Raw genomic sequence first — 21973 nt, 5'->3', positions numbered from 1 at the left:
CATGCTTCTCGAAGGCAAAAGAGCCATCGTCACCGGCGGATCGCGCGGCATCGGCAGTGCCATCGTCGTGGAGTTCGCCCGGCAGGGCGCGGATGTGGTCCTCGGCTATTTCGGCGAGAACGACAGCGGCTACGGCAGGGCTTCGGCGGTCGACGGCGTCGTCGCCGAGGTCGCGGCGCTCGGCCGCAGATGCGTGCCCGTCGAAGGTAATATCGGCGAGCCGGCCACGGCCGCGAAACTGGTCGATGCGGCGGTGACGGCGTTCGGCGGCGTCGATGTTCTGTCCTCCAATGCCGGCATCTGCCCGTTCCACGGTTTCCTCGACATGCCGCCGGAGATCCTGCAGCGCACCGTCGCAGTCAATCTCGAGGGGGCTTTCTACATCTGCCAGGCGGCGGCCAACCGGATGAAGGCGCAGGGCACGGGCGGCGCCATCGTCGCCACGAGCTCGATCTCGGCGCTCGTCGGCGGCGGCATGCAGACGCACTATACGCCGACCAAGGCCGGCCTGCATTCGCTGATGCAGTCCACCGCCATCGCGCTCGGCCCCCATGGCATCCGCTGCAACTCGGTGATGCCGGGCGCGATCCTGACGGACCTCAACCGCGAGGACCTCGAGGACGAGGAGAAGCTTGCCTATTTCAGCAAGCGCATCCCGCTCGGCCGTATCGGCCAGCCCCGGGACGTCGCGACCTGCGTCGCCTTCCTCGCGTCCGACATGGCGGCCTATGTCACCGGCGCCTCGCTGCTCGTCGACGGCGGCATGTTCGTCAATCTTCAATGACAGTCCACCTGACCGCCGGAGCAAGGCCATGAGTTCACCCTTCCGTATCGTCGCCGTGCGCACCTACCTCGTGGAAAGCCAGGGGGATGGCGGCGATTACCACCGGCAGAAGGAGGGGCACTGGCTGATCGACACGCTGATCAGCAACCCGATGTCCGCCTATCCGGACTACAAGGCCAGCCGCACGAGCTGGGGCATCGGGGTGCTCGGCTCCATCGTCGTCGAGATCGAGACGGAGACGGGGGCGACAGGCGTTGCCACCGGCTTCGGCGGGCCGCCCGCTCTCTGGCTGATCCGCAACCATTTTTCCCGCTTCCTCGTCGGCCAGGATGCCCGAAACATCAACCGCATCTGGGACCAGCTCTTCCGGGCCTCGATGTTCTACGGCCGCAAGGGCCTGCCGATCGCCGCGATCAGCGTAGTGGATCTTGCGCTGTGGGATCTCGTCGGCAAGGTACGGGGAGAGCCGGTCTACAATCTCATCGGCGGGCTGAGCCGCGAGGAGATCAGCTTCTACTGCACGGGGCCGGCGCCGGACGCGGTCAAGGCGCTCGGCTTCTGGGGCGGCAAGGTGCCCTTGCCGCACGGTCCCGCGGATGGCGAGGAGGGGTTGCGCGCCAATGTCGCCTTCCTCGCCCGGCATCGGGAAAAGGTCGGCCCCGGCTATCCCCTGATGGTGGATTGCTACATGTCGCTCGACGTGCCTTATGCCATCAGGCTGGCGGAAGCCTGCAAGCCGCTCGATATCTACTGGTGGGAGGAGGCGCTGCATCCGGACGACGTGGAGGGCTTCCGGCTGATCAAGCAGGCGCAGCCGACCGTCCGCTGGACCACCGGCGAGCACGAATATTCGCGCTACGGCTTCCGGCGGCTGATCGAGGAACGGCTGATCGACGTCCTGCAGCCGGATGTCATGTGGGTGGGCGGCCTCACCGAGCTGCTGCGCATCTCCGCGCATGCCTCGGCCTATGACATCCCTGTCATCCCGCATGGCAGCGGCCCCTATTCCTACCATTTCATCGCCTCCCAGCCGCACTCGCCCTACTGCGAATACGTCGCCGCGAGCCCGGACGGGCGCTCGGTGCTTCCGGTCTTCGGCCGGTTGTTCAGGGACGAGCCGATGCCGCGGAACGGCAAGCTCACCGTCGGGAATGCCCCCGGCTTCGGCATGGAGATCGCCGACCGGGCGATGCTGACGCTTTTCGAATAGGACAGGATCAACAGGATGAACCAGATCGACCTCACCGGCCAGACGGCCGTCATCACCGGCGGCGCGCAGGGCCTCGGCTTCGCCATCGCCAGGCGCATCGCCGCGTCGGGCGCAAGGGTCGCGCTTTGGGACGTTGACGCTGCCGAACTGCAAAGGGCCGTTGCCGAACTCGGCGAAGCGGCATGCGCCGTCGCCGTCGACATCACCGATCCGCAGGCGGTGGTCGATGCGGTGGCGCGGACCGAGGCGGAACGCGGGCCGATTTCCATCCTCGTCAATTCGGCCGGCATCGCCGGGCCGAACCATGCGCTCGACGACTATCCGCTCGACGACTGGAAGCGCGTCATCGACATCAACCTCAACGGCGCCTTCTACGTGAACCGAGCGGTGGTGCCGGGCATGAAGGCGCGTGGCTACGGCCGCATCGTCAACATCGCCTCGATCGCCGGCAAGGAAGGCAACCCCAACGCATCGGCCTATTCAGCCTCGAAGGCGGGGGTGATCGGCATGACCAAGTCGCTCGGTAAGGAGCTGGCCGGCCAGGACATCGCCGTCAACGCCATCACGCCGGCCGCCGCGCGCACCCGCATCTTCGACCAGATGAAGCAGGAGCATATCGACTACATGCTGTCGAAGATCCCGCGCGGCCGGTTCCTGGAGGTCGACGAGGCCGCCAGCATGGTCGCCTGGCTCGTCTCCCGCGAAAACAGCTTCACCACCGCCTCCGTGTTCGACCTTTCGGGCGGCCGGGCGACCTATTGATGCCGGCGGGCTGCCATGGGTAATTCCAGCAAGGGAACGTTGCGGCCTGCCTGCTGCGCCGACGGACTACGCCGGCTGACTTGCCTCATGCCGGCCGGTCCTCATCGTCCGGCCTGACCCGGGCAGTGCTCTCGCGAACGACGATTTCGACGGGGAGGATCGTCTCCATCGGAATGTCTTCGGCCTTGTCGCCGTTCATGAGCTTCAGCAGCACGGTGGCGGCGGTTTGGCCGGCGCTGTGCTGGAGGATGCGGACGGTCGTCAGTCGGGGACGGATCAGTTCGAGGAACGGCATGTCGTTGAAGCCGGTGACGGAGATCTCGCGGGGGCAATCGATGCCGTGCTCGCGCAGTTCGTCGATCGCGCCCAGCGCGAGACGGTCGTTGGCGCACAGGGCGGCGGTGAATCTCCTGCCCGATGCCAGCAGTTCCCGGATGCAGCGCGCGCCCTCCTTCTCGTCGAAGCGCCGGGCTGTCGCCACGAGAGCCGGATCGAAGTCGAGCGAGAGTGTCGCGGCGGCATTGCGGAAGGCGGCCAGGCGAAGCTGGCCGGTCGACAGATCCTGCGGGCCGGCCACATGGGCGATGTCGCGATGCCCGAGGTCGCGCAGATGGCGCAACATCTCGCAGATGCCGGCATCCTCGTCATTGATGATGTAGGGGATCTGCGAGTTCTCGACCATGCGGTTCAGCGTCACCACCGGCAAGCCTTCGGCTGCCGCCCTCGCGATGGAAGGGTCGCTCCTCAGCACCGCCGCGTGGATGATGCCGTCGACGCCGCGGTCGCGCAGCACGTCGACGAGACGGGTTTCCCTGTCCCGCTCGCTGTCGGTGTTGACGATGATCGACGCATAGCCCAGCGGCTCCAGAACGCTTTCGATGCCGCGCAGGATCGGCGGGAAGATGACATTGGTAATGTCGGGGATCATCACGCCCACGGTCATCGTGCGATTGGTCCGCAGGCCCGCGGCGATGCGGTTCGGCCGATATCCCAGCGCGTCCGCCGCAGCCTGGATGCGGCTGGCGACTTCCTCCGTGATCGACTTGCGCTCGACCGGATCCAGGGCCCGGGAGACGGTGGATACGTGCACGCCCGTCTCACGGGCGATGTCCTTCAGCGTAATCCGTTTCTGCCGCATCTGGCCCCCTTTGATTTGCACATATTAGCAGATCGCGGACGGCGTACGCAATCGTTTGCAAAAATCCTTGACCAAACGCAAGTCCCATGATACCTCATCTTCGCAATCGATTGCACGGAAAGGCTTGGAGGAGTGTTCGTGCATCGAGCAACTGCTTGGTCGTCAAGGAGGGCGGGCGAGCAAACATCCCCAATGGACCCGGACGGAAAAGCGGGCAAGGCCGCAGGACGAACTTTGCCGGGCATGGAACGCAGCCGGGCGTCCCAATAGCGGACGCTTGGTCATCGATGCAATCGAGCGCTAACGGGAGGAAGGCGTATGAGATTGAACACATTGCTCGCGGCAACGGCCGCGGCGGCGATAATGGCAGGCGCGGCGCATGCCGAAAACCTGAAGATAGGCGCTTCGCTGCCGATTACCGGCGGCCTGTCGGTCAGCGGCGAGAAGCACAGGCGCGGCTATGAACTCTGCACCAAGCTGATCAATGACGCCGGCGGCATTCTCGGCCGGCAGGTCGAGCTGGTCGTCAGCGACAACCGGTCGGACACGGCAACCGCGATCAACCAGTATGAGCGCTTCATCAATGTCGACAAGGTCGAGGTCGTATACGGCACGTTTTCGAGCCGCCTGACCTTTCCCGTCGCCAGCATCCTTTCGAAATACAACATGGTGCACGCCATTCCCTCGGGCGGCGCCTTGCGCATCTACGAGCAGGGTTACAAGAACCTGTTCTACTTCCAGGTCAACGCTGCCGAATATACCGGCAAGGACGTGGCCGCGGTGATCAAGCAGCTCATTCCGGCGGGCGAGGCGCCGAAGTCGGTCGCCGTGGTCTCGGCCGACGACTTCTTCGCCAATGCCATCGAGGCGGGCCTGCTCGGGCAGAAGGTGAAGGACCCGGCGACCGACAAGGAGATCGCCGATCTGGCGCCAGGCTATCTCTCCGATGCGGGCATCGAGGTGCTGATGCAGGAAAAATGGCCGGAGGAAGGCTTCAACGACTGGCTGAACCTCGCCAACTCGATCAAGCGCTCCGGTGCAGAAATGGTCATCGGCCTGACGGCCTCGGCGGAGGAGGCCGTGCAGCTGACGCGCAGCCTCAAGACCGTCGGCGCCACGCCCAAGCTGGTCTATCTCAGCCAGGGCGCGCAGACGGAGTTCGTCGAGGGTGTCGGCAAGGAAGCGGCCGATGGCGTGCTGATCCACACCACCTGGCACAAGGACGTGCCGTTCGAGAGCACGCTGGCCGGCAAGCCGTTCAACAATGCCGACTTCGTCAAGGCTTTCACCGCCGAATACGATGTCGAGCCGGATGAGGACAGCGCCATTCCGTTCGCCGTCTGCCAGGGCATCGAGCAGGCGATCCTCGGGGCGGGCACGACCGACAATGCCAAGATGGGTGAATGGCTGCATGCGCGCACCAAGGACGATCCCGTGCGCACCGTCCTTGGCCGCTTCTCCTGGGACGAAGTCGGCCTGCCGGTGGAGAAGTCCCACATCATGACGCAGTGGCAGGACGGCAGCCTGACCTTCGTCTACCCGACCGGCGAATTCGAAGGCGTGTCGCCGTTCCGCTACCCCAAGAACGGGTTCTGAGAAGACGGCAGCGGAAAGGTGCCCGGTCCGGGCATCTTTCCCACTGCGGCCATTGTCAGCGCAACTCGGAAGAGGAGATGGCGCATGCTTGAAGTGAAGAACCTCTGTAAGCATTTCGGCGGCATCAAGGCCGTCGACGGTGTCACGTTCACGGTCGAGAAAGGCGCGATTACCGCCCTGATCGGACCGAACGGCGCCGGGAAGACGACCGCGTTCAATTGCATCAGCCGGACGGCGGCGCCGACATCGGGCGAGGTCTGGCTCGACGGCGAGCGGATCGACCACCTCCGCCCCCACAAGATCACGGCGAAGGGCCTGAGCCGGACCTTCCAGATCTCGCGCAATCTCGGCGACATGACCGTGATCGAGAATGTCATCGTCCAGTCCAGGGTCGATGGCCTGCGCGGCCTGTTCCGCCCGGCCATGTCGCGCGAGGAAAAGGACAAGGCGATGTCGATCCTCGATTTCCTCGGCATCACCCGCATCGCCCACGAGGATGGCCACAACCTTTCCTACGGCCAGAAGAAGCTCATGGACCTTGCCGCGCTCCTGATGTCCGATCCCAAGATCATCCTGCTCGACGAGCCGGCCGGCGGGGTCAACCCGTCGCTGATGGAGGAGATCGTCGGCCATATCCGCGCGCTCAACGACAAGGGCCTGACGGTGCTGATCGTCGAGCACAACATGGACCTGATCATGCGGCTCTCGCACAAGGTCGTGGTCATGGCGCACGGCAAGGTCATCTGCGCCGGCACGCCCGATGTGGTGCGCAAGGATCCCCATGTGCTCGATGCCTATCTCGGCGGCGTCCTGGAAGACGAGGCAGCCTGATGACGAAGCTTCTGGAGGTCACCAACATCACTGCCGGCTACGGCGACGGCCCCGCCATCATCGATGGTGCCCAGCTGACCATCGAGCCCGGCAAGGTCCATTGCATCATCGGCCCGAACGGCGCCGGAAAATCGACGCTGCTCAAGGCGATCTGCGGCATGCTGTCGATCCGCAAGGGCGACGTCGTGTTCAAGGGCGAGCGGCTGAACGGGCTGCGCCCCGACCAGATCCTGCGCAAGGGCATCTGTTTCGTGCCGCAGGAGCGCGCGCTGTTCGCGAAGATGACCGTGCGCGAGAACCTGCGCATGGGCGGCTTCATCCTCGACGACAAGCGGGAGCTCGAGCGCCGCATCGATGGCATCCTGGAACGCTTCCCGATCCTTCGCGAGCGTGCCGACCAGCATGCCGGCACCATGTCCGGCGGCCAGCAGCAGACGCTCGCCATGGCCCGCACGCTCATCATCAAGCCCGACATCGTCATGCTCGACGAACCGTCCCTCGGTCTGGCGCCGAAGGTCGTCCAGGAGATGTTCGACATCATGAAGATGATGTCGGCGGAAGGCGTCACCGTGCTCCTCGTCGAGCAGAACGCGCTGATGGGCCTCAAGAACGCCGACTGGGGCGTGGTGCTCGATCTCGGCCGGACGCTGTTCGAAGGCCCGGCCGCCACGGTGCTGGCCGATCCGCGCATCCAGGAACTTTACCTCGGCGGCAAGAAGGCCGCCTGACGAGGAACAGACATGGCAGAGATATTGCAGATTCTGATCCTGGGCCTGGCGCTTGGCGGCGTCATCGCCCTCATGGGCTCCGGCCTGTCGCTGGTCTTCGGCGTGATGCGCATCGTCAATCTCGCTCATCCCGCGCTGATCATCGGCGGCGCCTACATCACCTACCTGGCGTTCAAGACGTTCGACATCGATCCGATCGCCATGCTGCCCGTCGCAGCCGTCGCCATGGCCGCCGTCGGCGTGGTGCTCTACCGGCTGCTGTTCCAGCGGGAGGCCAAGAGCGCCAAATATTCCGAGATGACGGTTCTTCTCACCTTTGCGCTGGCAATGATGGTGGAAGGGCTGCTCGGCGGTCTCTTCACCAACACGCAGCGGGTGACGTCGCCCGACTACGCCACCGCCGCCTTCTTCATCGGTGATGTCTTCATCCCCAAGGGGCAGCTCTATGCCGGCCTCGTCTCGCTGGCGATCATCGCGGCGCTGTCCCTGTTCCTCAAATATTCGCGGCTCGGCTATGCCATCCGCGCCACGACGCAGAACCGCGAGGCGGCGGAGCTCCTCGGGGTCAACGTGCAGTTCATCAGCGTGCTCGCCTTCGCCATCGGCATCGGCCTTGCGGGCGCCGCCGGATCGCTGGTCAGCTTCGTGTTCAGCTTCTTCCCGGCCAAGCACTGGGAATGGATCGCCATGCTGATGTCGGTGGTGGTGCTCGGCGGCATGGGCAGCATCCTCGGCACGGTGGTGGGTGCGCTGATCCTGTCCGTTGTCGCCGCCTTTGTCGGCACCTGGATCGGGGCCACCTGGTCGACGCTGACCTTCTTCCTCGCCCTTTTCATCATTCTGCTGGTTCGGCCCCAGGGCCTGTTCGGCGAAAAACCGGAGATGGCATGATGGCCGTTACCCTTCAGGATTCCAGCGCCAGCGCCGTCATCGAGGCACGCCGCGCCCACAACGAGAAACTGTCGCGCAAGGCGGACCAGACCCGGGCGACCTGGTTTCCGCTCACGCTGCTTGCGCTGCTCGCCGCGCTGCCGCTGCTGCAATTCGTCGGCAACTATAATTACGTCCTGCACCTGGTGCTGTTCACCGCGTCCTATGTCGCCATGGCCTCGGGCTGGAACATCCTCGGCGGTTTCGCCGGCTATGTCTCGCTCGGCCACGCCGTGTTCTTCGGCGTCGGGGGATATTTCTCCGGCATGCTCCTGGCGCGCTACGGCATTTCCACGCTGATCACCGCGCCGCTCGCCGGCCTCGTCGCGGCGGCCATCGGCTATGCCGTGGGCTTGGTCACGCTCAAGGTGCGCGGCCCGAGCTTCATCATCTCCTCGATCGCCCTTCTGATGATCGCCCGCATCCTGTTCGACAACTGGCATTTCATCGGCGGCGCCAACGGCCTGACCCTGCCGCCGAACGATCTTTCTGTGCAGTGGGCCAAGCTGCCCTACTACTATGCGATGCTGGCGATCGCGGCCTTCACCATATGGTCGGCCTACAAGATCAAGCACTCGAAGTTCGGCCTCGGCCTTCGCGCTCTTTCGAAGGACGAAATCAAGGCGGAAAGCGCCGGTATCGACACGCGCTTCTACAAGGTCGCGGCCTTCGCGCTCTCGGCTTTCTTCGTCGGAATGGTGGGCGCGGTGTGGGGGGAGTATCTCACCTATCTGCGGCCGAACATCTTCCTGCTCATCCTGGTCTCGGCCAACATGGTGCTGATGTGCATCCTCGGCGGCAAGGGCACGATCGCCGGGCCGGTGATCGGCGCGATCCTGATCGTCGCGCTCAACGAGCTCTTCGTCGCCACCATGGGGGCCTCTGAAATCAACATTCTCGGCACCGGCCTGGTGATGGCGATCGGCCTGATCTTCTTCCCGCTGGGACTGGTCGGAACCCTCGCCAGAAGCGGAAGGCTCCCCCGCATCCTCAACTGGGACTAGCAGGGCGCCGCCAGGCCCCGACATCGAGGATACGGCTCGTACGGTCAACGAGAGGAAAACGACATGCCGGAATTCGTTCTCTACAACGCGCCGCAGTCCACATGCAGCCAGCGGGTCCGCTATGTGCTTCATGCGAAGGGCAGGGTCTTCGAGGAGCACAGGCTCGATCTCTTCAAGGGGGATCAGCTCAAGCCCGAATACCTCGCGATCAATCCCAATGGCGTGGTCCCGACCCTGCTGCATGACGGCGCCCCTGTGACCGATTCCGCCGTCATCATGGAGTATCTGGAGGACATCCTCGGTAGCGTTACGCCGCTGAGGCCCGGCGATCCGCTCAAGGTGGCCGAGATGCGCGCGATGCTGCGCTTCATCGACGAGGTGCCGACGCCGGCAATCCGCGTGCCGTCGTACAACCTCGCCTTCCTGCCGCACTTCCAGGCGATGGGCGATGAAGAGTTCCAGGCGCTGTGCGACAGCAAGCCCCTGCGCCGCGAATTCCTCATGAAGATGGGGCGCACCGGGTTCCCGAAGGCTGAGATGGACGAGACCCTGGCGCGCCTGCAGCGCGGCATCGACCGCATGGCGGCATGGCTTGCCGCCAGCGGCGGGCCTTGGCTGATGGGCGCGGAGCTCAGCCTTGCCGATATCGCGATCATGCCCGTCATCGTGCGGATGGACGACATCCGGCTTGCCGGGATGTGGCGCGAAGCGCCCGCCATCGGCCGCTGGCTCGAGAGAATCCGGCAAACGCCCGCCTTCTCCGCGACCTACTATCACGGGTCGCTGCTGACCGAGAAGTACCCGCATCTCGCGGCCGCCGCCAAGCGGCGCGAACCCATGGACGCATGAACGCAGTGGAGGATGAAATGGACTATGTCAGCACCCCGCCCAAGCTCATTACCAGGGAAGCCGACGTGACGCCCACCGTTCTTGCGGCGATGGCGGACACCGACAATCCCCGGCTGAAGGAAATCATGACCGTGCTGGTGGAACACCTCCACCAGTTCATCCTCAAGACGCGCCCGACGGAGGAGGAGTTCGAATATGCGCTGCGCTGGATCGTCGAGATCGGCCAGCGGACGAACGAATTCCACAACGAGGTGGTGCTCGCCGCCGACGTGCTCGGCGCATCCACGCTGATCGACCTCATCAACAATGACGGCATGCAGGGCGAGACGATGTCGGCGCTGCTCGGGCCGTTCTACCGCGGCGATGCGCCGGTCTGCGCGAACGGCGACTGTATCGCCCGCTCGCAGACGCCCGGTGCCACGCTTTTCTTCTCCGGCAGGGTCATCGGAACCGACGGCGCGCCGATTGCCGGGGCCATGCTCGATGTGTGGCAGGCATCGCCCGTTGGCCTCTACGAGAACCAGGATGAAACCCAGGAGGATTGCAACCTTCGCGGCAAGTTCATCAGCGAGGCCGATGGCCGGTATCATTTCCGCTCGGTCAAGCCCGCAGGTTATCCCGTGCCGACCGACGGGCCTGTCGGCGTGCTGCTGCGGGCCCAGAACCGCGAGCCGATGCGACCGGCGCACGTCCATTTCATCGTGTCCGCGCCGGGGCACAAGACCCTGATCACGCAGATCTTCTCCGACACGCCCGAGGCGCTGGCGGCGGATGTCGTGTTCGGCGCCAAGCAGCAGATCGTCGGCAACTTCGTCATGCATACCGCGCCGCACCCCGATTATCCGGATGCGAGCCTGCCCTTCTACACCTGCGAATACGATTTCAAGCTGGTGCCCGGCAAGTCGACGCTGCCCGTCCCGCCGATTTCGGGAAAGAAGAGCTGAGCCATGGCTGCGCAAGACTCCCATCGTTCTCTTGAGGGCAAGGTGGCCGTCGTTGTCGGAGGCTCCGGCGGTATCGGTCGCGAGACCTGCCGGATGCTTGCCGCCGCCGGTGCCACCGTCGTCGTCGGCTACCGTTCGGGCAGGCAGAAGGCGGCGGAAATCGTCGGCGAGCTTGCCGGCGAAGGCCATGTCGCGCTGCCGGTCTCCATCGAGGAGACGGCGGCGATCGAGGCGTTCCGGGATGGAGTGCTGGAAACGCTCGGCCGCGTGGACATCCTGGTTAATACGGCAGGCGTCACGGAGCCGGTGGCGCATGGCGACCTCGATGCCCTGACCGACGCGATGATCGACCGCATCTTCATCAACAACTGGCGCGGCGTCTTCGCCACGATCCGCGCCTTCGCGCCGACGCTGAAAGCAAGTGGCGACGGCCTGATCGTCAACGTCTCGTCGATTGCCGCCTTCACCGGCATCGGCTCGAATGTCGCCTATTGCGGCGCCAAGGCGGGCCTCGACATCATGGCGAATTCGCTCGGCCGGGCGCTCGCCCCCGAGATCCGCGTCATGGTGGTCTCGCCCGGGGCCGTCGACACGCAATTCGTGCCCGGCAGGGGCAAGGAATTTGCCGACAAGGTCGCCGCGACCACCCCGCTCAAGCGGATCACCAGCCCGCTGGACGTCGCCGAGGCGATCGTTTCCTGCGCCACGCACCTGAAGTTCTCGACCGGCAGCCGGATCGTCGTCGATGGAGGAAGGCACCTGTAATGCAGCCGAAAGTCATCATCACCTGCGCCGTGACCGGCAACCTGACGACACGGGAGAACCATCCCGGCCTGCCGGTGACGCCGGAAGAGATCGCCGATGCCTGCCTCGAGGCGGCGGATGCCGGGGCCGCGATCGCCCACATCCACGTGCGCGATCCCGAAACGGCGAAACCGTCCATGGAGCTGAAGCACTATCGCGAGGTGGTCGAAAGGATCAGGGCGAAGAACAGTGCCCTGATCCTCAACGTGACCACGGGACCGGGAGGACGCTATCACCCGAGCGACGAGAATCCGGCGGTGGCCGGCCCGCGCACGACGCTGATGCGGCCGGAAAAGCGCGTCGAGCACATCACCGCGCTAAAGCCCGACATCGCCACCCTCGACCTCAACACCATGACCTTCGGCAACGAGGTGGTGATCAACACCCCCGGCAATGTGAAGATCATGGCCGACCTCATCAACGAGGCCGGCTCCAAGCCGGAGCTCGAGGTCTTCGATACCGGCCATATCGTGCTCGCGCAGGACCTGATGAAGGCGGGCGTGCTGAAATCACCGGCGATGTTCACCATCGTCACCGGCGTCAAATACGGCTTTCCCTCCACCACCGACGTCATGGCCACCGCCGCGCGCATGCTGCCGCGTGATGCCGTGTGGACGGGCTTCGGCGTCGGCCGGATGTCGTTCCCGATGGCGATGCAGGCCTATCTGCTCGGCGGGCATGTCCGCGTCGGCCTCGAGGACAATTCCTACATCGCCAAGGGCGTGCTGGCGAAGGGCAATGGCGAGCTCGTGGAGCGCGCCCGCGATCTCATCGAGAAACTCGGCGGGCAGATTGCCGGTCCGTCGGAGGCCAGGGAAATCTTGGGGCTTGCGGCCTGAGCGGCGCAGCTGGAGCAAAGGAGACGAAGACATGAACATTCAAGCAAGCGCCAAAGCCGGCAATGCCCTCAGGGTTTCCCAGAAGTCGCCGGATCTCGACAACCTTCTGATCGATGTCGTCGAGGTGGCCGTACCGCGCCCCGGCCCTGGCCAGGTGCTGGTCGAGATCGTGGCGGCGGGGGTCAATCCCAGCGACGTCAAGGCCTCGCTCGGCCACATGCCGCATGCCGTCTGGCCGCGCATACCGGGCCGCGACTTCGGCGGCATCGTGCGTGAGGGACCGTCGCAGATGATCGGCATGGAGGTCTGGGGCGGCGGCGGCGAACTCGGCATCAGCCAGGACGGCAGCCACGGCAAATGGATGGTGCTCGACCAGAAGGCGGTGCGCGCCAAGCCGAAGAATTTCTCGATGGAGGAGGCCGGCTCGGTCGGCGTGCCGTTCATCACCGCCTATGAGGGCCTGCGCGAGGCGGGCGGCGCCCAACCGACCGACGTCGTTCTCGTCTGCGGCGGAAACGGCAAGGTCGGGCAGGCGGCGATCCAGCTTGCCACGATGGCCGGGGCGAAGGTCTTCGCCGTCGAATACAACGCGCAGCCCTTGATGGGCCACGCCAACGGCCCGGTCACGATGCTGAACAGCGCCGTCGACGATGTCGCTGCCATCGTTCGCGACATGACGGGCGGCCATGGCGCCGATATCGTCTTCAACACCGTGGGCAGCCCCTATTTCGAGATCGCCAACAAGGCGATGGCCAAGCAGGCGCGGCAGATCTTCATCTCGACCTTCGACCGTGCCGTGCCCTTCGACATCTTCAACTTCTTCCGCGGCCGACACAAATATATCGGCATCGACACGCTGGCGCTGTCCTCCGTCGATGGCGCGCGGATCTTCGACAGGCTGAAGCTGAAGTTCGAGGAGGGCCTGCTCAAGCCGTTCCCGATCAACCCCGACTGCTGCTACGACCTCAAGGACGCTGCGAAGGCCTATGCCTCGGTGCTGCGCGGAACGCCCGAGCGAGTGCTGCTCAAGCCGTAAGGAGAGATCATGCAGGTCACCCGCTACAGCGAGGCGAAGCCTTACGAGGCTCCCGAACATTACGACATGCGCTGTCTGCGCCTGCAGGGCAAGGAGGCGACGGCGACGGATACGATCTGGATCGGCCTGTCGCATCTCCTGCCGGGCGGGCGCACCTCGCTCAAGGGGGCGGCGGTGGAGAAGATCTACATCGTCGTTGCCGGCGAAGTCACAGTTGAAACCGTCGATGCCGCCGTTACGCTCGGCGTGCTCGACAGTTGCCGGCTGGCGCCGGGCGAGGCGCGCGCGCTGGTCAACCGCACCAACGCGCCGGCATCGATCCTGCTTGCGATGCCGACCTGAAACCGAACGAACGGCAAAACCTGTCGTGCGGAGCGGAAAGACACCGGTCGAAGGCGGAATCCTGTCCGCGTGAACCCAGGCGTTTGATCCTTGACGATGGGACATATCCGGCGCCGCTGGAAGGGCAAGAGAATGAGCGAGACGGAAAACAGGTTGCTGAGCGTGGTGGAGCACTGGCTGCCGCGCATGGAGGTCGCCGGCATCCCTTCGGCGACGGCGAAGGCCGTGATCCACAGTGCCGGTGTCTGGGAGAACTGGCTTGCGGCCTGGAGCGCCGAAGGCGACCGCCATGCCGGGATGGGTGAGGCGGCCCTTGCGCGCGGCCGCAGGGTCACCGCCGGCGAGGCATTCGCCCGTGCCAGCCTGTTCTACCACTTCGGCCAGTTCATGGCTTTCGACGACCTTGACGCGAAGGAGGGCGTCGCGGCGCTGAAGGTGGCAGCGTTCCGCAAGGCCGCGCCGCTGCTGGAGCAGCCCGGCGAACCGGTCGAGGTGCCGTTCGAAGGCGGCGTGCTGCGCGGCTATCTCCGCCGGCCGGCGGGGCAGGGGCCGCATCCGCTGGCGCTCATCATCCCCGGCTCGGATTCCACCAAGGAGGAGTTTCCGGCGTTCGAGCGGCATTTTCTCCTGCGCGGCATGGCGACGCTGTCGCTCGACGGTCCGGGACAGGGCGAGGGCCGGTCGCACGGCCACCTGCGGGCCGATGTCGCGCCGGCCATCGCCGCGGCGATAAAGGCGGTCGAGGGCCGGCCCGACCTTACGGGCGCCGTCGGCCTGGTCGGCATGGCATTCGGTGGTTTCCTGGCGCTCCGGGCGGCGGCGGCGCTGGAAGGGCTCGCCGCCGTCGTCTCCATCAACGGCTTTTACGATCTAGGGGCGCTCTGGCCGATCTTGCCGAAGGTCTATCAGGACAACATGTCCTTCGCGCTGGGTGGTGACGACGTCGTCGAAAGCGCCCGTCGTTTCACCCTGGCGGATATCGAGGGGCCGGCGGTGCCGGCGCTCGTCCTGCATGGCGGCCGCGACAGGATCTTTCCGCCGTCGGACGCGCAGAAATGCGCCGATACGTGCAGGGCCGGTGCGGAACTGCATGTCTTTCCCACCGGAAACCACGTCTGCAACAACATTCCCTGGATGTACCGGCCGCTCGTCGCCGACTGGCTGGCGGAACGGTTGAAGGCGTAGCGCAGCGGGGCAATGGAGCCGGATGGCAGATCGTTCGGGCTGGTGTGAAACAGGAAAAGTCCACTCGAAACTGGACGATTGTCCACCACAAGCGGACGCCGGCGCCTGATCCGATATCCCGGGTGCTGATACCAATTGCGGCACAGCGGAAGGCCAAGCAGCCGACTGCTTTGCACTCAAGGGGAGCGAAGATGATTCACGCCGATGACGGGATATTGTCCCAGGAACAACGCCTGATGCGTGACAGCTGCCGATCGTTTGTCGACGATGTGGTGACGCCGTTCATCCGGTCGAACTGGCAGCGCGAATGGGACATGAGCCCGGGCGAACGGTTGCCGGGCTCGATCCTCGAAGGCGCCGAGGCGATCGGCATCCGCACCCTCGGCGTGCCGGAGGAATTCGGCGGGATCGATCTCGAGCGGGAGACCGAGGTGCGCACCTTCGCCCTGATCGCCGAGGAGATCGCCCGTGGCGACTCGGGCCTTGCCGACAAGCTGGTACAGAACTGGAAGGTCTCGATCGTCATCCGCCAGTTCGCGGCGAAACACCTGCAGGAAAAGTGGTTCCCGCGCCTGCTGGAGGACCCGAAGTTCCTCCTGGCGCACTGCCTCACCGAGCCGAGGGGCGCCTCCGACCGCTGGCTGCCCTATAACGTCCCGGAAGCCTCCATGCACACCAGGGCGGTGCCGGACGGCGACCACTGGGTCATCAACGGCCGCAAGCAGTTCATCTCGAACGGTTTCGACGCCAGCCTCTATGTCGTCTATGCCAATACCGATCCTTCCGTCGGCATGCTGCAGGGCACGTCGAGCTTCCTGGTTCCCCGCGAAACGCCGGGCCTGACCATCACCAAGTGCAACGAGACGATGGGCTGCCGCTTCATGAACAACGGCGAGCTGGTCTTCGAGGATTGCCGCATCCCGGCCGACCACCTGCTCGTCAAGAGCACGGCGCTGGCCTCCGCCGGCCAGTATTTCCGCGCCGGCAAGATCATCCAGGCGGCCAAGAACCTCGGTGTCGGCGTCGCCTGTTTCGAGCGCACCGCCGACTATGTCCAGAACTATGTCCAGGGCGGGCGCATTCTCATCAAGCACCAGGCCGTGGCGCTGCGGCTCGCCGACATGGCGACGCGCATCGAGGCCGTGCGCTCGTTGGTCGAGCGGGCGTCGAAGGCGGTGGACGAAGCGCATCCCGACGCAGACGTCCTGTGCAACATGGCCAAGGTCTACGCGTCGGAGGAGATCATGAAGGTCGCCACCCACGCGCTGGAGCTTCACGGCGGCAACGGTGCGATGCTCGAATTCGGCATCGAGAAGCTGTTCCGCGATGCGGCGATCTTCCTGCACATGGATGCGACGGTCGATGTCAGCCGCATGAAGATCATCAAGAACATGTTCCCCGCCACCGCCGGCAAATATGCCGGCCCGGAAACCTGAAGCGAAGCGGGCGGGCGGACGGCAGGGCCGGAGGACCCTACCGCCTGTCCCGGTCAAGGGAGGAACACAGATGAAGATACTGGTTGCGGTGAAGCGGGTTGCCGATCCCAATGTCAAGGTGCGTGCCCTGGCGGACGGTTCGGGCGTCGATCTTGCGAACATCAAGATGACGATGAACCCGTTCGACGAGATCGCTGTCGAGGAGGCCGTCCGCCTGAAGGAGGTCGGGTGGACGAATGAGATCGTCGTCGTGTCGATCGGCCCGGAAAAATCGGCCGAAACCCTGCGCACGGCCCTCGCGATGGGAGCGGATCGCGGCCTGCTGGTCCGCACGGATGCGATTGTCGAGCCGCTTGCCGTCGCCAAGATCATGAAGGCCGTCGCCGAGGCGGAAAGGCCCGACATCATCATCACCGGCAAGCAGGCGATCGACGACGACGCCAACCAGACCGGCCAGATGCTGTCGGCGTTGCTGGGGTGGGGGCAGGGGACGTTTGCCTCGAAGCTCGTCGTCGGCGACAAGGCGATCGAGGTCACCCGCGAGGTCGACGGCGGCCTGCAGACGGTCGGCCTGCCGCTTCCGGCGCTGGTCACCGCCGATCTCAGGCTGAACGAGCCGCGATACGCCTCGCTGCCCAACATCATGAAAGCAAAGAAGAAGCCGATCGATGAACGGACGCCCGCCGACTACGGCGTGGCCGTCGAGCCGCGCCTGACGGTCGTGCGGGTGCACGAGCCGGCAACCCGCAAGGCCGGCATCAAGGTCGGCTCGGTGGGCGAACTTGTAGAGCGGTTGCGCATGGAAGCAGGAGTTCTCCGATGACCATTCTCGTTCTGGCAGAGCATCAGGATACGCAGCTTGACGACGCCACCGCCAAGGCGGTCTCCGCCGCAGGGCGGATCGGCGGCGCGATCCACGTCCTTGTCGCGGGGTCCGGCTGCCAGGCGGCGGCCGAAGCGGCGGCGGGCCTTGCGGGCGTCGCCCGGGTCCTCCTCGCGGACGACCCCTCCCTGTCGAACCGGCTCGCGGAGCCGGTGGCGGCCCTGGTCGTCCACCTTGCGGGCGGCTACGACGCCGTCCTTGCACCCTCGACCACCAGCGGCAGGAACATCCTGCCCCGCGTCGCCGCGCTGCTCGACGTGATGCAGATATCCGATGTCGTCGCGATCGACGGGCCGGACCTGTTCCAGCGCCCGATCTATGCGGGCAACGTGATCCAGACCGTGCGGTCCACGGACGCGAAAAAGGTGCTGACCGTCCGCGTATCCTCCTTCCCCGCCGCGTCCGTCGCGGCGGCGGCAGTGCCGGTCGAAGCCGTTTCCATCCCGGAAAACCCCGGCCGGTCGTCGTTCGTCCGGAGCGAGCTTTCGCGTTCCGAGCGTCCGGAACTGGCGGGCGCGCGGATCGTCGTGTCGGGCGGGCGGGCGCTGGCCTCCGCCGAAAACTTCGAGACCGTGCTGGCACCGCTGGCCGATACGCTGGGTGCGGCGATCGGCGCGAGCCGCGCGGCCGTCGATGCCGGTTATGTCTCGAACGATCTCCAGGTCGGCCAGACGGGCAAGATCATTGCGCCCGACCTCTACATCGCCTGCGGCATTTCCGGTGCGATCCAGCATCTCGCGGGCATGAAGGATTCCAGGGTGATCGTCGCGATCAACAAGGATCCCGATGCACCGATCTTCCAGGTCGCCGACTATGGTCTGGTCGCCGATCTGTTCGAAGCCGTGCCGGAATTTCATGCAGCGGTTGCCGAAGGCGCAAAAGCCTAGGTGATCGGGAACCACGTCTCGCCAAACGACCGCAGGACAGGAGCGAACATGGCCAAGGGAAGGGGCAGGAAGACGGTGCCGCCGCATTCGGATCCGGACGAGAATCCGGAAGATCGGACCGATGCCGTCCCCTTTCGCTCCTACGCGCTCGACAGGTCCGGCAGCCCGCGTTTCCACATCCGGCTGGTGGAGAACACCCAGCGGCTCTACCCAGCCCACAAGCATGATTATTTCCAGATCCTCTACTTCCTCTCGGATGCTCCGGCGATGCGGATCGGCCTGACCTCGCACAAGCCCAAGGCCGGCTCCATCTACTTCATTGCACCGATGGTGCCGCACCAGATCCGGTTCGACTATGCGACGCACTGCATCGTCGCCTATTTCGATCTCGACTTCCTTCGCCCCAACATCACGCGGTCCTACCCCATGGCGGAGCTGGTGCGGCTGGCGCCGGAACTGACGCCCTTCGCCTGGCAGAACCATGTGAGTTTCGATCTCGACGCCGCGCAGAGCGAACGAACGGAGCGCGCGGTCGCTTCGATGATCGAGCAGCACCGGTCCGAGCGTATCGGCGCGATGGAGATCGTTCGCGCCGAGCTGACGCTGATGCTGGCCACCCTGTGCCAGGACTACGAGGCCGAATTCGCGGAACTGTCGAGGACCCTGCCGGTGGTCGGCCGCGACAGCGGGCACATGCGCCGCATCGCCGAGTTCATTGGTGAAAACTATACGCGCGGCCCGAGCCTCGATGAAGCGGCTGCGGCGGCGCGCCTTTCCAAGAGCCGGCTATGTGCCCTGATCCGCCAGTATACCGGCACCAGCTTTCAGGTGCTGATCCGCGAAATGCGGATCGAGGACGCGCGGGAGCGCCTGGTTCTGACCGACGATACGATCGGCCAGATCGCCTACCGCGTCGGCTACAACGACGAGAAGTATTTCCTCCGGGCGTTCAAGAGTTCGGCGGGAATGACGCCGAGCGCCTACCGGCTGAAATGGGTCAAGGAAAACCTCGCCGCCTCGCCCGAGCGACCCTTCTCGCCGCAGGCGGGTACCCGGCGTTCGGTCCCGACCTCTCTCGAGAGTGCCGCGAGGCGCAAACCATGAGCTCTTGCATCTCATTCCAGCTCAACGGATCAATGGTGCGGGTGGATGAGGCTGGCGACGAGCCCCTTCTCTTCGTGCTGCGGAACCGGCTCGACCTCAAGGCGACCCATTTCGGCTGTGGCCTGGAGCAGTGCGGCGCATGCGTGGTCAGCATCGACGGGCAGGCGCGCTACTCCTGCACGCTGCCGGTGTCCGCGCTGGCCGGAGCCAATGTGACGACCCCCGAGGGGCTGGGTGGCGACCCCGTCGGGCTGGCGCTGCTCGAAGCGTTCGAGGCAGAGCAGGCCGGCCAGTGCGGCTATTGCATCTCCGGCATCCTGATGCGTGTCCACGCGCTGCTCAAGGCGCAATGCCGGCCGAGCCGCGAGGCGGTGGTCGCCGCGCTCGACAGGCATCTGTGCCGGTGCGGCGCGCATGGCAGCATCCTGCGGGCCGTCGAGCGCGCCGCGGCCCGTCTCGGCGGGGGAGCATGATGGTGGACAATGCGCTCCCCAAAAGCCTCCAGGACAATCCCGAGCTGGGCTGCTGGGTTTCCTTCGACGAGCCGGGCATTGTCGGCATCCGATCGGGCAAGGTCGAACTCGGCCAAGGCATCCTCACGGCCCTTGCCCAGATCGCCGCGGACGAACTGCTCCTCGATCCAGGACTGGTCGCGCTCGTTCCCTGCGACACGGATCGGTCGCCGGATGAGGGCATCACCGCCGGCAGCCAGTCCGTCGAGGTCTCGGGGGCATCCATCCGCATCGCCATGGCGCAGGCGCGTGCGGCCTTGATCGATGTTGCCGCGGCCCGCCTCGGCGCCGATCGTGCCGGCCTGTCCTGTTGGGACGGGGACATCTTTCTCGATGGCGCACCGACGGGGCTCGATTTCTGGTCTCTCGCGCCCGAGGTCGATTGGCAACAGCATGTCAGCGGCGACGTGCCCGTGCAGCCCGTCGGGGCCTATCGCGCCGTGGGGGAGAGCCATCCGCGCATCGACATGGCGCCGAAGCGCGGCGGCAGCGGTTTTATCCACGATCTTTCCCTGCCGGGGCTGCTGCATGCCAGGGTCGTCCGGCAACCGTTCCGGCTGGCGCGTCTGGCCAATGTCGATGACGCGCGGCTACAGCGTCGCCATCCCGGTATCATGGTCCTGCGGAAGAACGATTTCCTCGCCCTCGTCGGACCCGATGAATACGGTGTCCATGCCGCACATGCCGAAGCGGACAAATTCACCGCATGGGAAGAGGCGCCCGGCCGCTGGCGTCCGGCGGAGACGGCCGGCGAGACGGTCATCCGGCCCGGAACGGTTCCGTCTTCTCCCGGGGCGGCAGGCATAGACGTGCGATATTCGCGGGCGCATGTGGCGCACGCATCGATCGGACCGTCCTGCGCACTGGCCTGGCTCGATGCCGGCCGGTTGACGGTGTGGAGCCATTCGCAGGGTATTTTCCCGCTTCGCGCGCAGATTGCCGGGTGCCTCGGGCTGGAGCCGCCGGCGGTACGGGTCATCCATGCGCATGGTTCCGGCTGCTACGGCCACAACGGTGCTGACGATGCCGCGCTCGACGCGGCCATTGTCGCGCTGGAACTGCCGGGCCAGCCGGTGCGCGTACTGTGGTCGCGCGAGGACGAGCTGAGCCGCGGCCCGCTGGGGGCCGCCATGTCGGCCGGGGTCGTGGCGGAGATCGACGCTGCCGGCAGGGTGGCATCGTGGCGCCTGTCGGTCGTGAGCGAGCCGCATGCCCAGCGCCCGGGCTTCGGGGGACATGTCAATCTCAGCTCGGCCGAAGCGCTCGACAGCGCACGTCTGCCGGGAAAGGTCGAGGACCTTCCCGCTGCCGCCGGCGGCGGTGCCGCGCGAAATGCCGTGGCGATCTACGATTTCCCGGGCCAGCAAGTGACCGTCCGGCTCGATACGCGCAGCCGCATCCGCACCTCCTCGCTGCGCTCCCTGGGCGCCCATCTCAATGTCTTTGCCATCGAGTCCGCGATGGACGAGCTGGCGGATCTTGCCGGCGCCGATCCGCTCGACTTCCGGCTGCGTCATCTCAGCGACGAGCGCTGCCGCGCCGTTCTCGAAGGGGCGGCGGAGATGAGCGGCTGGCCCGGCAGCCACCGGGCGGGCGAAGGGCGGGCGCTCGGGATCGCTGCTGCCCGCTACAAGAACAAGGGTGCCTGGCTTGCCGCCGTCGCGGAAGTCTCGGTGGACGAGGAGATCAGGCTGGAACGGCTATGGCTTTGCGCCGATGTGGGCCTTGTCGTCAACCCGCAAGGCGCGCGAAGCCAGATCGAGGGAGGCGCCATCCAGGCGGCGAGCTGGACCCTCAAGGAGGAGGTGAAGGTCGAGGGCGACCGGGTGCCGGCCTTCGACTGGAGTGCCTATCCGATCCTGACGTTCTCGGAAATTCCCGAGATCGAGACGCGGTTCATCGTCGATCCGGCGCGCTCGCCCCTCGGTGCGGGCGAGGCCGCGCAGGGGCCGGTGGCCGCGGCCATCGGAAACGCCGCGTCCCGGGCGCTTGGCCTGAGGCTGCGCGACCTGCCGCTGACGCGGGAACGGCTGGTCGAGGTTCTCATAGGCGCTTGACCGGTATTTACATTCGGTCCGATTTTCCGCGACCCGGCTGCGAGGGGTCGACGATCGCAACAGCGTGGAGTTTGATGTCGCGATCGTCCGGGCCGGCGGGCTTTGCGGCGGC

22 protein-coding genes are annotated in these 21973 nt (G+C 65.7%); 21 read left to right on the top strand and 1 reads right to left on the bottom strand.

Annotated elements, in window-relative coordinates; translation table 11 throughout:
• Position 1 precedes the first annotated feature (1 nt).
• Genes WMC41_RS18480 through WMC41_RS18470 form a run of 3 tightly spaced genes read left to right on the top strand, consistent with a single transcriptional unit; the run spans position 2 to position 2756 of the window.
• Positions 2–784, top strand: coding sequence for an SDR family NAD(P)-dependent oxidoreductase (locus tag WMC41_RS18480; protein WP_432345528.1), 783 nt, complete (start codon positions 2–4; stop codon positions 782–784).
• A gap of 28 nt (positions 785–812) precedes the next feature.
• Positions 813–1994: an L-rhamnonate dehydratase gene (gene rhmD / locus WMC41_RS18475; protein ID WP_244769739.1), complete on the top strand. Its 1182-nt coding sequence runs from the start codon at positions 813–815 to the stop codon at positions 1992–1994.
• A 15-nt stretch (positions 1995–2009) separates the two neighbouring features.
• On the top strand, positions 2010–2756 hold the full coding sequence (locus tag WMC41_RS18470) for an SDR family NAD(P)-dependent oxidoreductase (protein ID WP_288079573.1): 747 nt from the start codon (positions 2010–2012) through the stop codon (positions 2754–2756).
• A gap of 85 nt (positions 2757–2841) precedes the next feature.
• Here the strand turns inward: WMC41_RS18470 and WMC41_RS18465 are convergent, their stop codons facing one another.
• Positions 2842–3894, bottom strand: coding sequence for a LacI family DNA-binding transcriptional regulator (locus tag WMC41_RS18465; protein ID WP_432345524.1), 1053 nt, complete (start codon positions 3892–3894; stop codon positions 2842–2844).
• Between the two features lie 318 nt (positions 3895–4212).
• On the opposite strand from WMC41_RS18465, the gene WMC41_RS18460 reads away from it, so the two are divergent.
• From WMC41_RS18460 to WMC41_RS18375, 18 genes are all read left to right on the top strand, one after another.
• Positions 4213–5490, top strand: a complete 1278-nt coding sequence (locus WMC41_RS18460) for an amino acid ABC transporter substrate-binding protein (RefSeq protein ID WP_432345521.1) — start codon at positions 4213–4215, stop codon at positions 5488–5490.
• An 84-nt stretch (positions 5491–5574) separates the two neighbouring features.
• Positions 5575–6321: an ABC transporter ATP-binding protein gene (locus tag WMC41_RS18455; RefSeq protein WP_272806781.1), complete on the top strand. Its 747-nt coding sequence runs from the start codon at positions 5575–5577 to the stop codon at positions 6319–6321.
• On the top strand, positions 6321–7049 hold the full coding sequence (locus WMC41_RS18450; RefSeq protein WP_244769744.1) for an ABC transporter ATP-binding protein: 729 nt from the start codon (positions 6321–6323) through the stop codon (positions 7047–7049). Before WMC41_RS18455 ends, WMC41_RS18450 begins: the two co-directional genes overlap by 1 nt.
• A 12-nt stretch (positions 7050–7061) precedes the next feature.
• Positions 7062–7940 carry a branched-chain amino acid ABC transporter permease gene (locus WMC41_RS18445; protein WP_244769745.1) on the top strand — a complete coding sequence of 293 codons (879 nt, stop codon included), beginning with the start codon at positions 7062–7064 and terminating at the stop codon, positions 7938–7940.
• Positions 7940–8983, top strand: coding sequence for a branched-chain amino acid ABC transporter permease (locus tag WMC41_RS18440; protein WP_432345517.1), 1044 nt, complete (start codon positions 7940–7942; stop codon positions 8981–8983). Before WMC41_RS18445 ends, WMC41_RS18440 begins: the two co-directional genes overlap by 1 nt.
• A gap of 63 nt (positions 8984–9046) precedes the next feature.
• Entirely contained in the window at positions 9047–9832 is a 786-nt protein-coding gene (locus WMC41_RS18435; protein WP_432345515.1) for a glutathione S-transferase family protein, read from the top strand.
• Positions 9833–9849: 17 nt separating this feature from the next.
• Positions 9850–10776 carry a dioxygenase gene (locus tag WMC41_RS18430; protein WP_272806778.1) on the top strand — a complete coding sequence of 309 codons (927 nt, stop codon included), beginning with the start codon at positions 9850–9852 and terminating at the stop codon, positions 10774–10776.
• Between the two features lie 3 nt (positions 10777–10779).
• Positions 10780–11541, top strand: coding sequence for an SDR family NAD(P)-dependent oxidoreductase (locus tag WMC41_RS18425; RefSeq protein ID WP_432345512.1), 762 nt, complete (start codon positions 10780–10782; stop codon positions 11539–11541).
• A complete protein-coding gene (locus tag WMC41_RS18420; RefSeq protein ID WP_288079579.1) occupies positions 11541–12419 on the top strand; it encodes a 3-keto-5-aminohexanoate cleavage protein in 879 nt (292 codons plus the stop codon). Before WMC41_RS18425 ends, WMC41_RS18420 begins: the two co-directional genes overlap by 1 nt.
• 31 nt (positions 12420–12450) lie before the next feature.
• Positions 12451–13455, top strand: a complete 1005-nt coding sequence (locus tag WMC41_RS18415; RefSeq protein WP_244769751.1) for a quinone oxidoreductase family protein — start codon at positions 12451–12453, stop codon at positions 13453–13455.
• A 9-nt stretch (positions 13456–13464) separates the two neighbouring features.
• Positions 13465–13797, top strand: coding sequence for a cupin domain-containing protein (locus WMC41_RS18410; RefSeq protein WP_244769752.1), 333 nt, complete (start codon positions 13465–13467; stop codon positions 13795–13797).
• A 132-nt stretch (positions 13798–13929) separates the two neighbouring features.
• On the top strand, positions 13930–14982 hold the full coding sequence (locus WMC41_RS18405) for an alpha/beta hydrolase family protein (protein ID WP_432345509.1): 1053 nt from the start codon (positions 13930–13932) through the stop codon (positions 14980–14982).
• A gap of 236 nt (positions 14983–15218) precedes the next feature.
• On the top strand, positions 15219–16418 hold the full coding sequence (locus WMC41_RS18400; RefSeq protein ID WP_432345506.1) for an acyl-CoA dehydrogenase family protein: 1200 nt from the start codon (positions 15219–15221) through the stop codon (positions 16416–16418).
• A 70-nt stretch (positions 16419–16488) separates the two neighbouring features.
• Positions 16489–17241, top strand: a complete 753-nt coding sequence (locus WMC41_RS18395; protein WP_432345504.1) for an electron transfer flavoprotein subunit beta/FixA family protein — start codon at positions 16489–16491, stop codon at positions 17239–17241.
• Complete coding sequence (locus tag WMC41_RS18390) at positions 17238–18188, top strand: electron transfer flavoprotein subunit alpha/FixB family protein (RefSeq protein ID WP_432345502.1); 951 nt, start codon at positions 17238–17240, stop codon at positions 18186–18188. The genes WMC41_RS18395 and WMC41_RS18390 overlap by 4 nt, the downstream gene beginning before the upstream one ends.
• Before the next feature lie 48 nt (positions 18189–18236).
• Positions 18237–19292: an AraC family transcriptional regulator gene (locus WMC41_RS18385; RefSeq protein ID WP_432345500.1), complete on the top strand. Its 1056-nt coding sequence runs from the start codon at positions 18237–18239 to the stop codon at positions 19290–19292.
• Positions 19289–19765, top strand: a complete 477-nt coding sequence (locus WMC41_RS18380; RefSeq protein WP_432345497.1) for a (2Fe-2S)-binding protein — start codon at positions 19289–19291, stop codon at positions 19763–19765. The genes WMC41_RS18385 and WMC41_RS18380 overlap by 4 nt, the downstream gene beginning before the upstream one ends.
• A complete protein-coding gene (locus tag WMC41_RS18375) occupies positions 19762–21861 on the top strand; it encodes a molybdopterin cofactor-binding domain-containing protein (RefSeq protein WP_432345495.1) in 2100 nt (699 codons plus the stop codon). Before WMC41_RS18380 ends, WMC41_RS18375 begins: the two co-directional genes overlap by 4 nt.
• Positions 21862–21973 lie beyond the last annotated feature (112 nt).

Origin of the sequence: Shinella yambaruensis, from assembly GCF_050859155.1 — a bacterium.
Classification (GTDB): Bacteria; Pseudomonadota; Alphaproteobacteria; order Rhizobiales; family Rhizobiaceae; genus Shinella; species Shinella yambaruensis.
Note: the sequence above shows the minus strand (reverse complement) of the source record. Positions and strands in the feature narration are given on the sequence as shown.

Coding starts and splice junctions, on each gene's coding strand:
- WMC41_RS18480 (WP_432345528.1), top strand. CDS start 2: ATGCTTCTCGAAGGCAAAAGAGCCATCGTCACCGGCGGATCGCGCGGC.
- rhmD (WP_244769739.1), top strand. CDS start 813: ATGAGTTCACCCTTCCGTATCGTCGCCGTGCGCACCTACCTCGTGGAA.
- WMC41_RS18470 (WP_288079573.1), top strand. CDS start 2,010: ATGAACCAGATCGACCTCACCGGCCAGACGGCCGTCATCACCGGCGGC.
- WMC41_RS18465 (WP_432345524.1), bottom strand. CDS start 3,894: ATGCGGCAGAAACGGATTACGCTGAAGGACATCGCCCGTGAGACGGGC.
- WMC41_RS18460 (WP_432345521.1), top strand. CDS start 4,213: ATGAGATTGAACACATTGCTCGCGGCAACGGCCGCGGCGGCGATAATG.
- WMC41_RS18455 (WP_272806781.1), top strand. CDS start 5,575: ATGCTTGAAGTGAAGAACCTCTGTAAGCATTTCGGCGGCATCAAGGCC.
- WMC41_RS18450 (WP_244769744.1), top strand. CDS start 6,321: ATGACGAAGCTTCTGGAGGTCACCAACATCACTGCCGGCTACGGCGAC.
- WMC41_RS18445 (WP_244769745.1), top strand. CDS start 7,062: ATGGCAGAGATATTGCAGATTCTGATCCTGGGCCTGGCGCTTGGCGGC.
- WMC41_RS18440 (WP_432345517.1), top strand. CDS start 7,940: ATGGCCGTTACCCTTCAGGATTCCAGCGCCAGCGCCGTCATCGAGGCA.
- WMC41_RS18435 (WP_432345515.1), top strand. CDS start 9,047: ATGCCGGAATTCGTTCTCTACAACGCGCCGCAGTCCACATGCAGCCAG.
- WMC41_RS18430 (WP_272806778.1), top strand. CDS start 9,850: ATGGACTATGTCAGCACCCCGCCCAAGCTCATTACCAGGGAAGCCGAC.
- WMC41_RS18425 (WP_432345512.1), top strand. CDS start 10,780: ATGGCTGCGCAAGACTCCCATCGTTCTCTTGAGGGCAAGGTGGCCGTC.
- WMC41_RS18420 (WP_288079579.1), top strand. CDS start 11,541: ATGCAGCCGAAAGTCATCATCACCTGCGCCGTGACCGGCAACCTGACG.
- WMC41_RS18415 (WP_244769751.1), top strand. CDS start 12,451: ATGAACATTCAAGCAAGCGCCAAAGCCGGCAATGCCCTCAGGGTTTCC.
- WMC41_RS18410 (WP_244769752.1), top strand. CDS start 13,465: ATGCAGGTCACCCGCTACAGCGAGGCGAAGCCTTACGAGGCTCCCGAA.
- WMC41_RS18405 (WP_432345509.1), top strand. CDS start 13,930: ATGAGCGAGACGGAAAACAGGTTGCTGAGCGTGGTGGAGCACTGGCTG.
- WMC41_RS18400 (WP_432345506.1), top strand. CDS start 15,219: ATGCGTGACAGCTGCCGATCGTTTGTCGACGATGTGGTGACGCCGTTC.
- WMC41_RS18395 (WP_432345504.1), top strand. CDS start 16,489: ATGAAGATACTGGTTGCGGTGAAGCGGGTTGCCGATCCCAATGTCAAG.
- WMC41_RS18390 (WP_432345502.1), top strand. CDS start 17,238: ATGACCATTCTCGTTCTGGCAGAGCATCAGGATACGCAGCTTGACGAC.
- WMC41_RS18385 (WP_432345500.1), top strand. CDS start 18,237: ATGGCCAAGGGAAGGGGCAGGAAGACGGTGCCGCCGCATTCGGATCCG.
- WMC41_RS18380 (WP_432345497.1), top strand. CDS start 19,289: ATGAGCTCTTGCATCTCATTCCAGCTCAACGGATCAATGGTGCGGGTG.
- WMC41_RS18375 (WP_432345495.1), top strand. CDS start 19,762: ATGATGGTGGACAATGCGCTCCCCAAAAGCCTCCAGGACAATCCCGAG.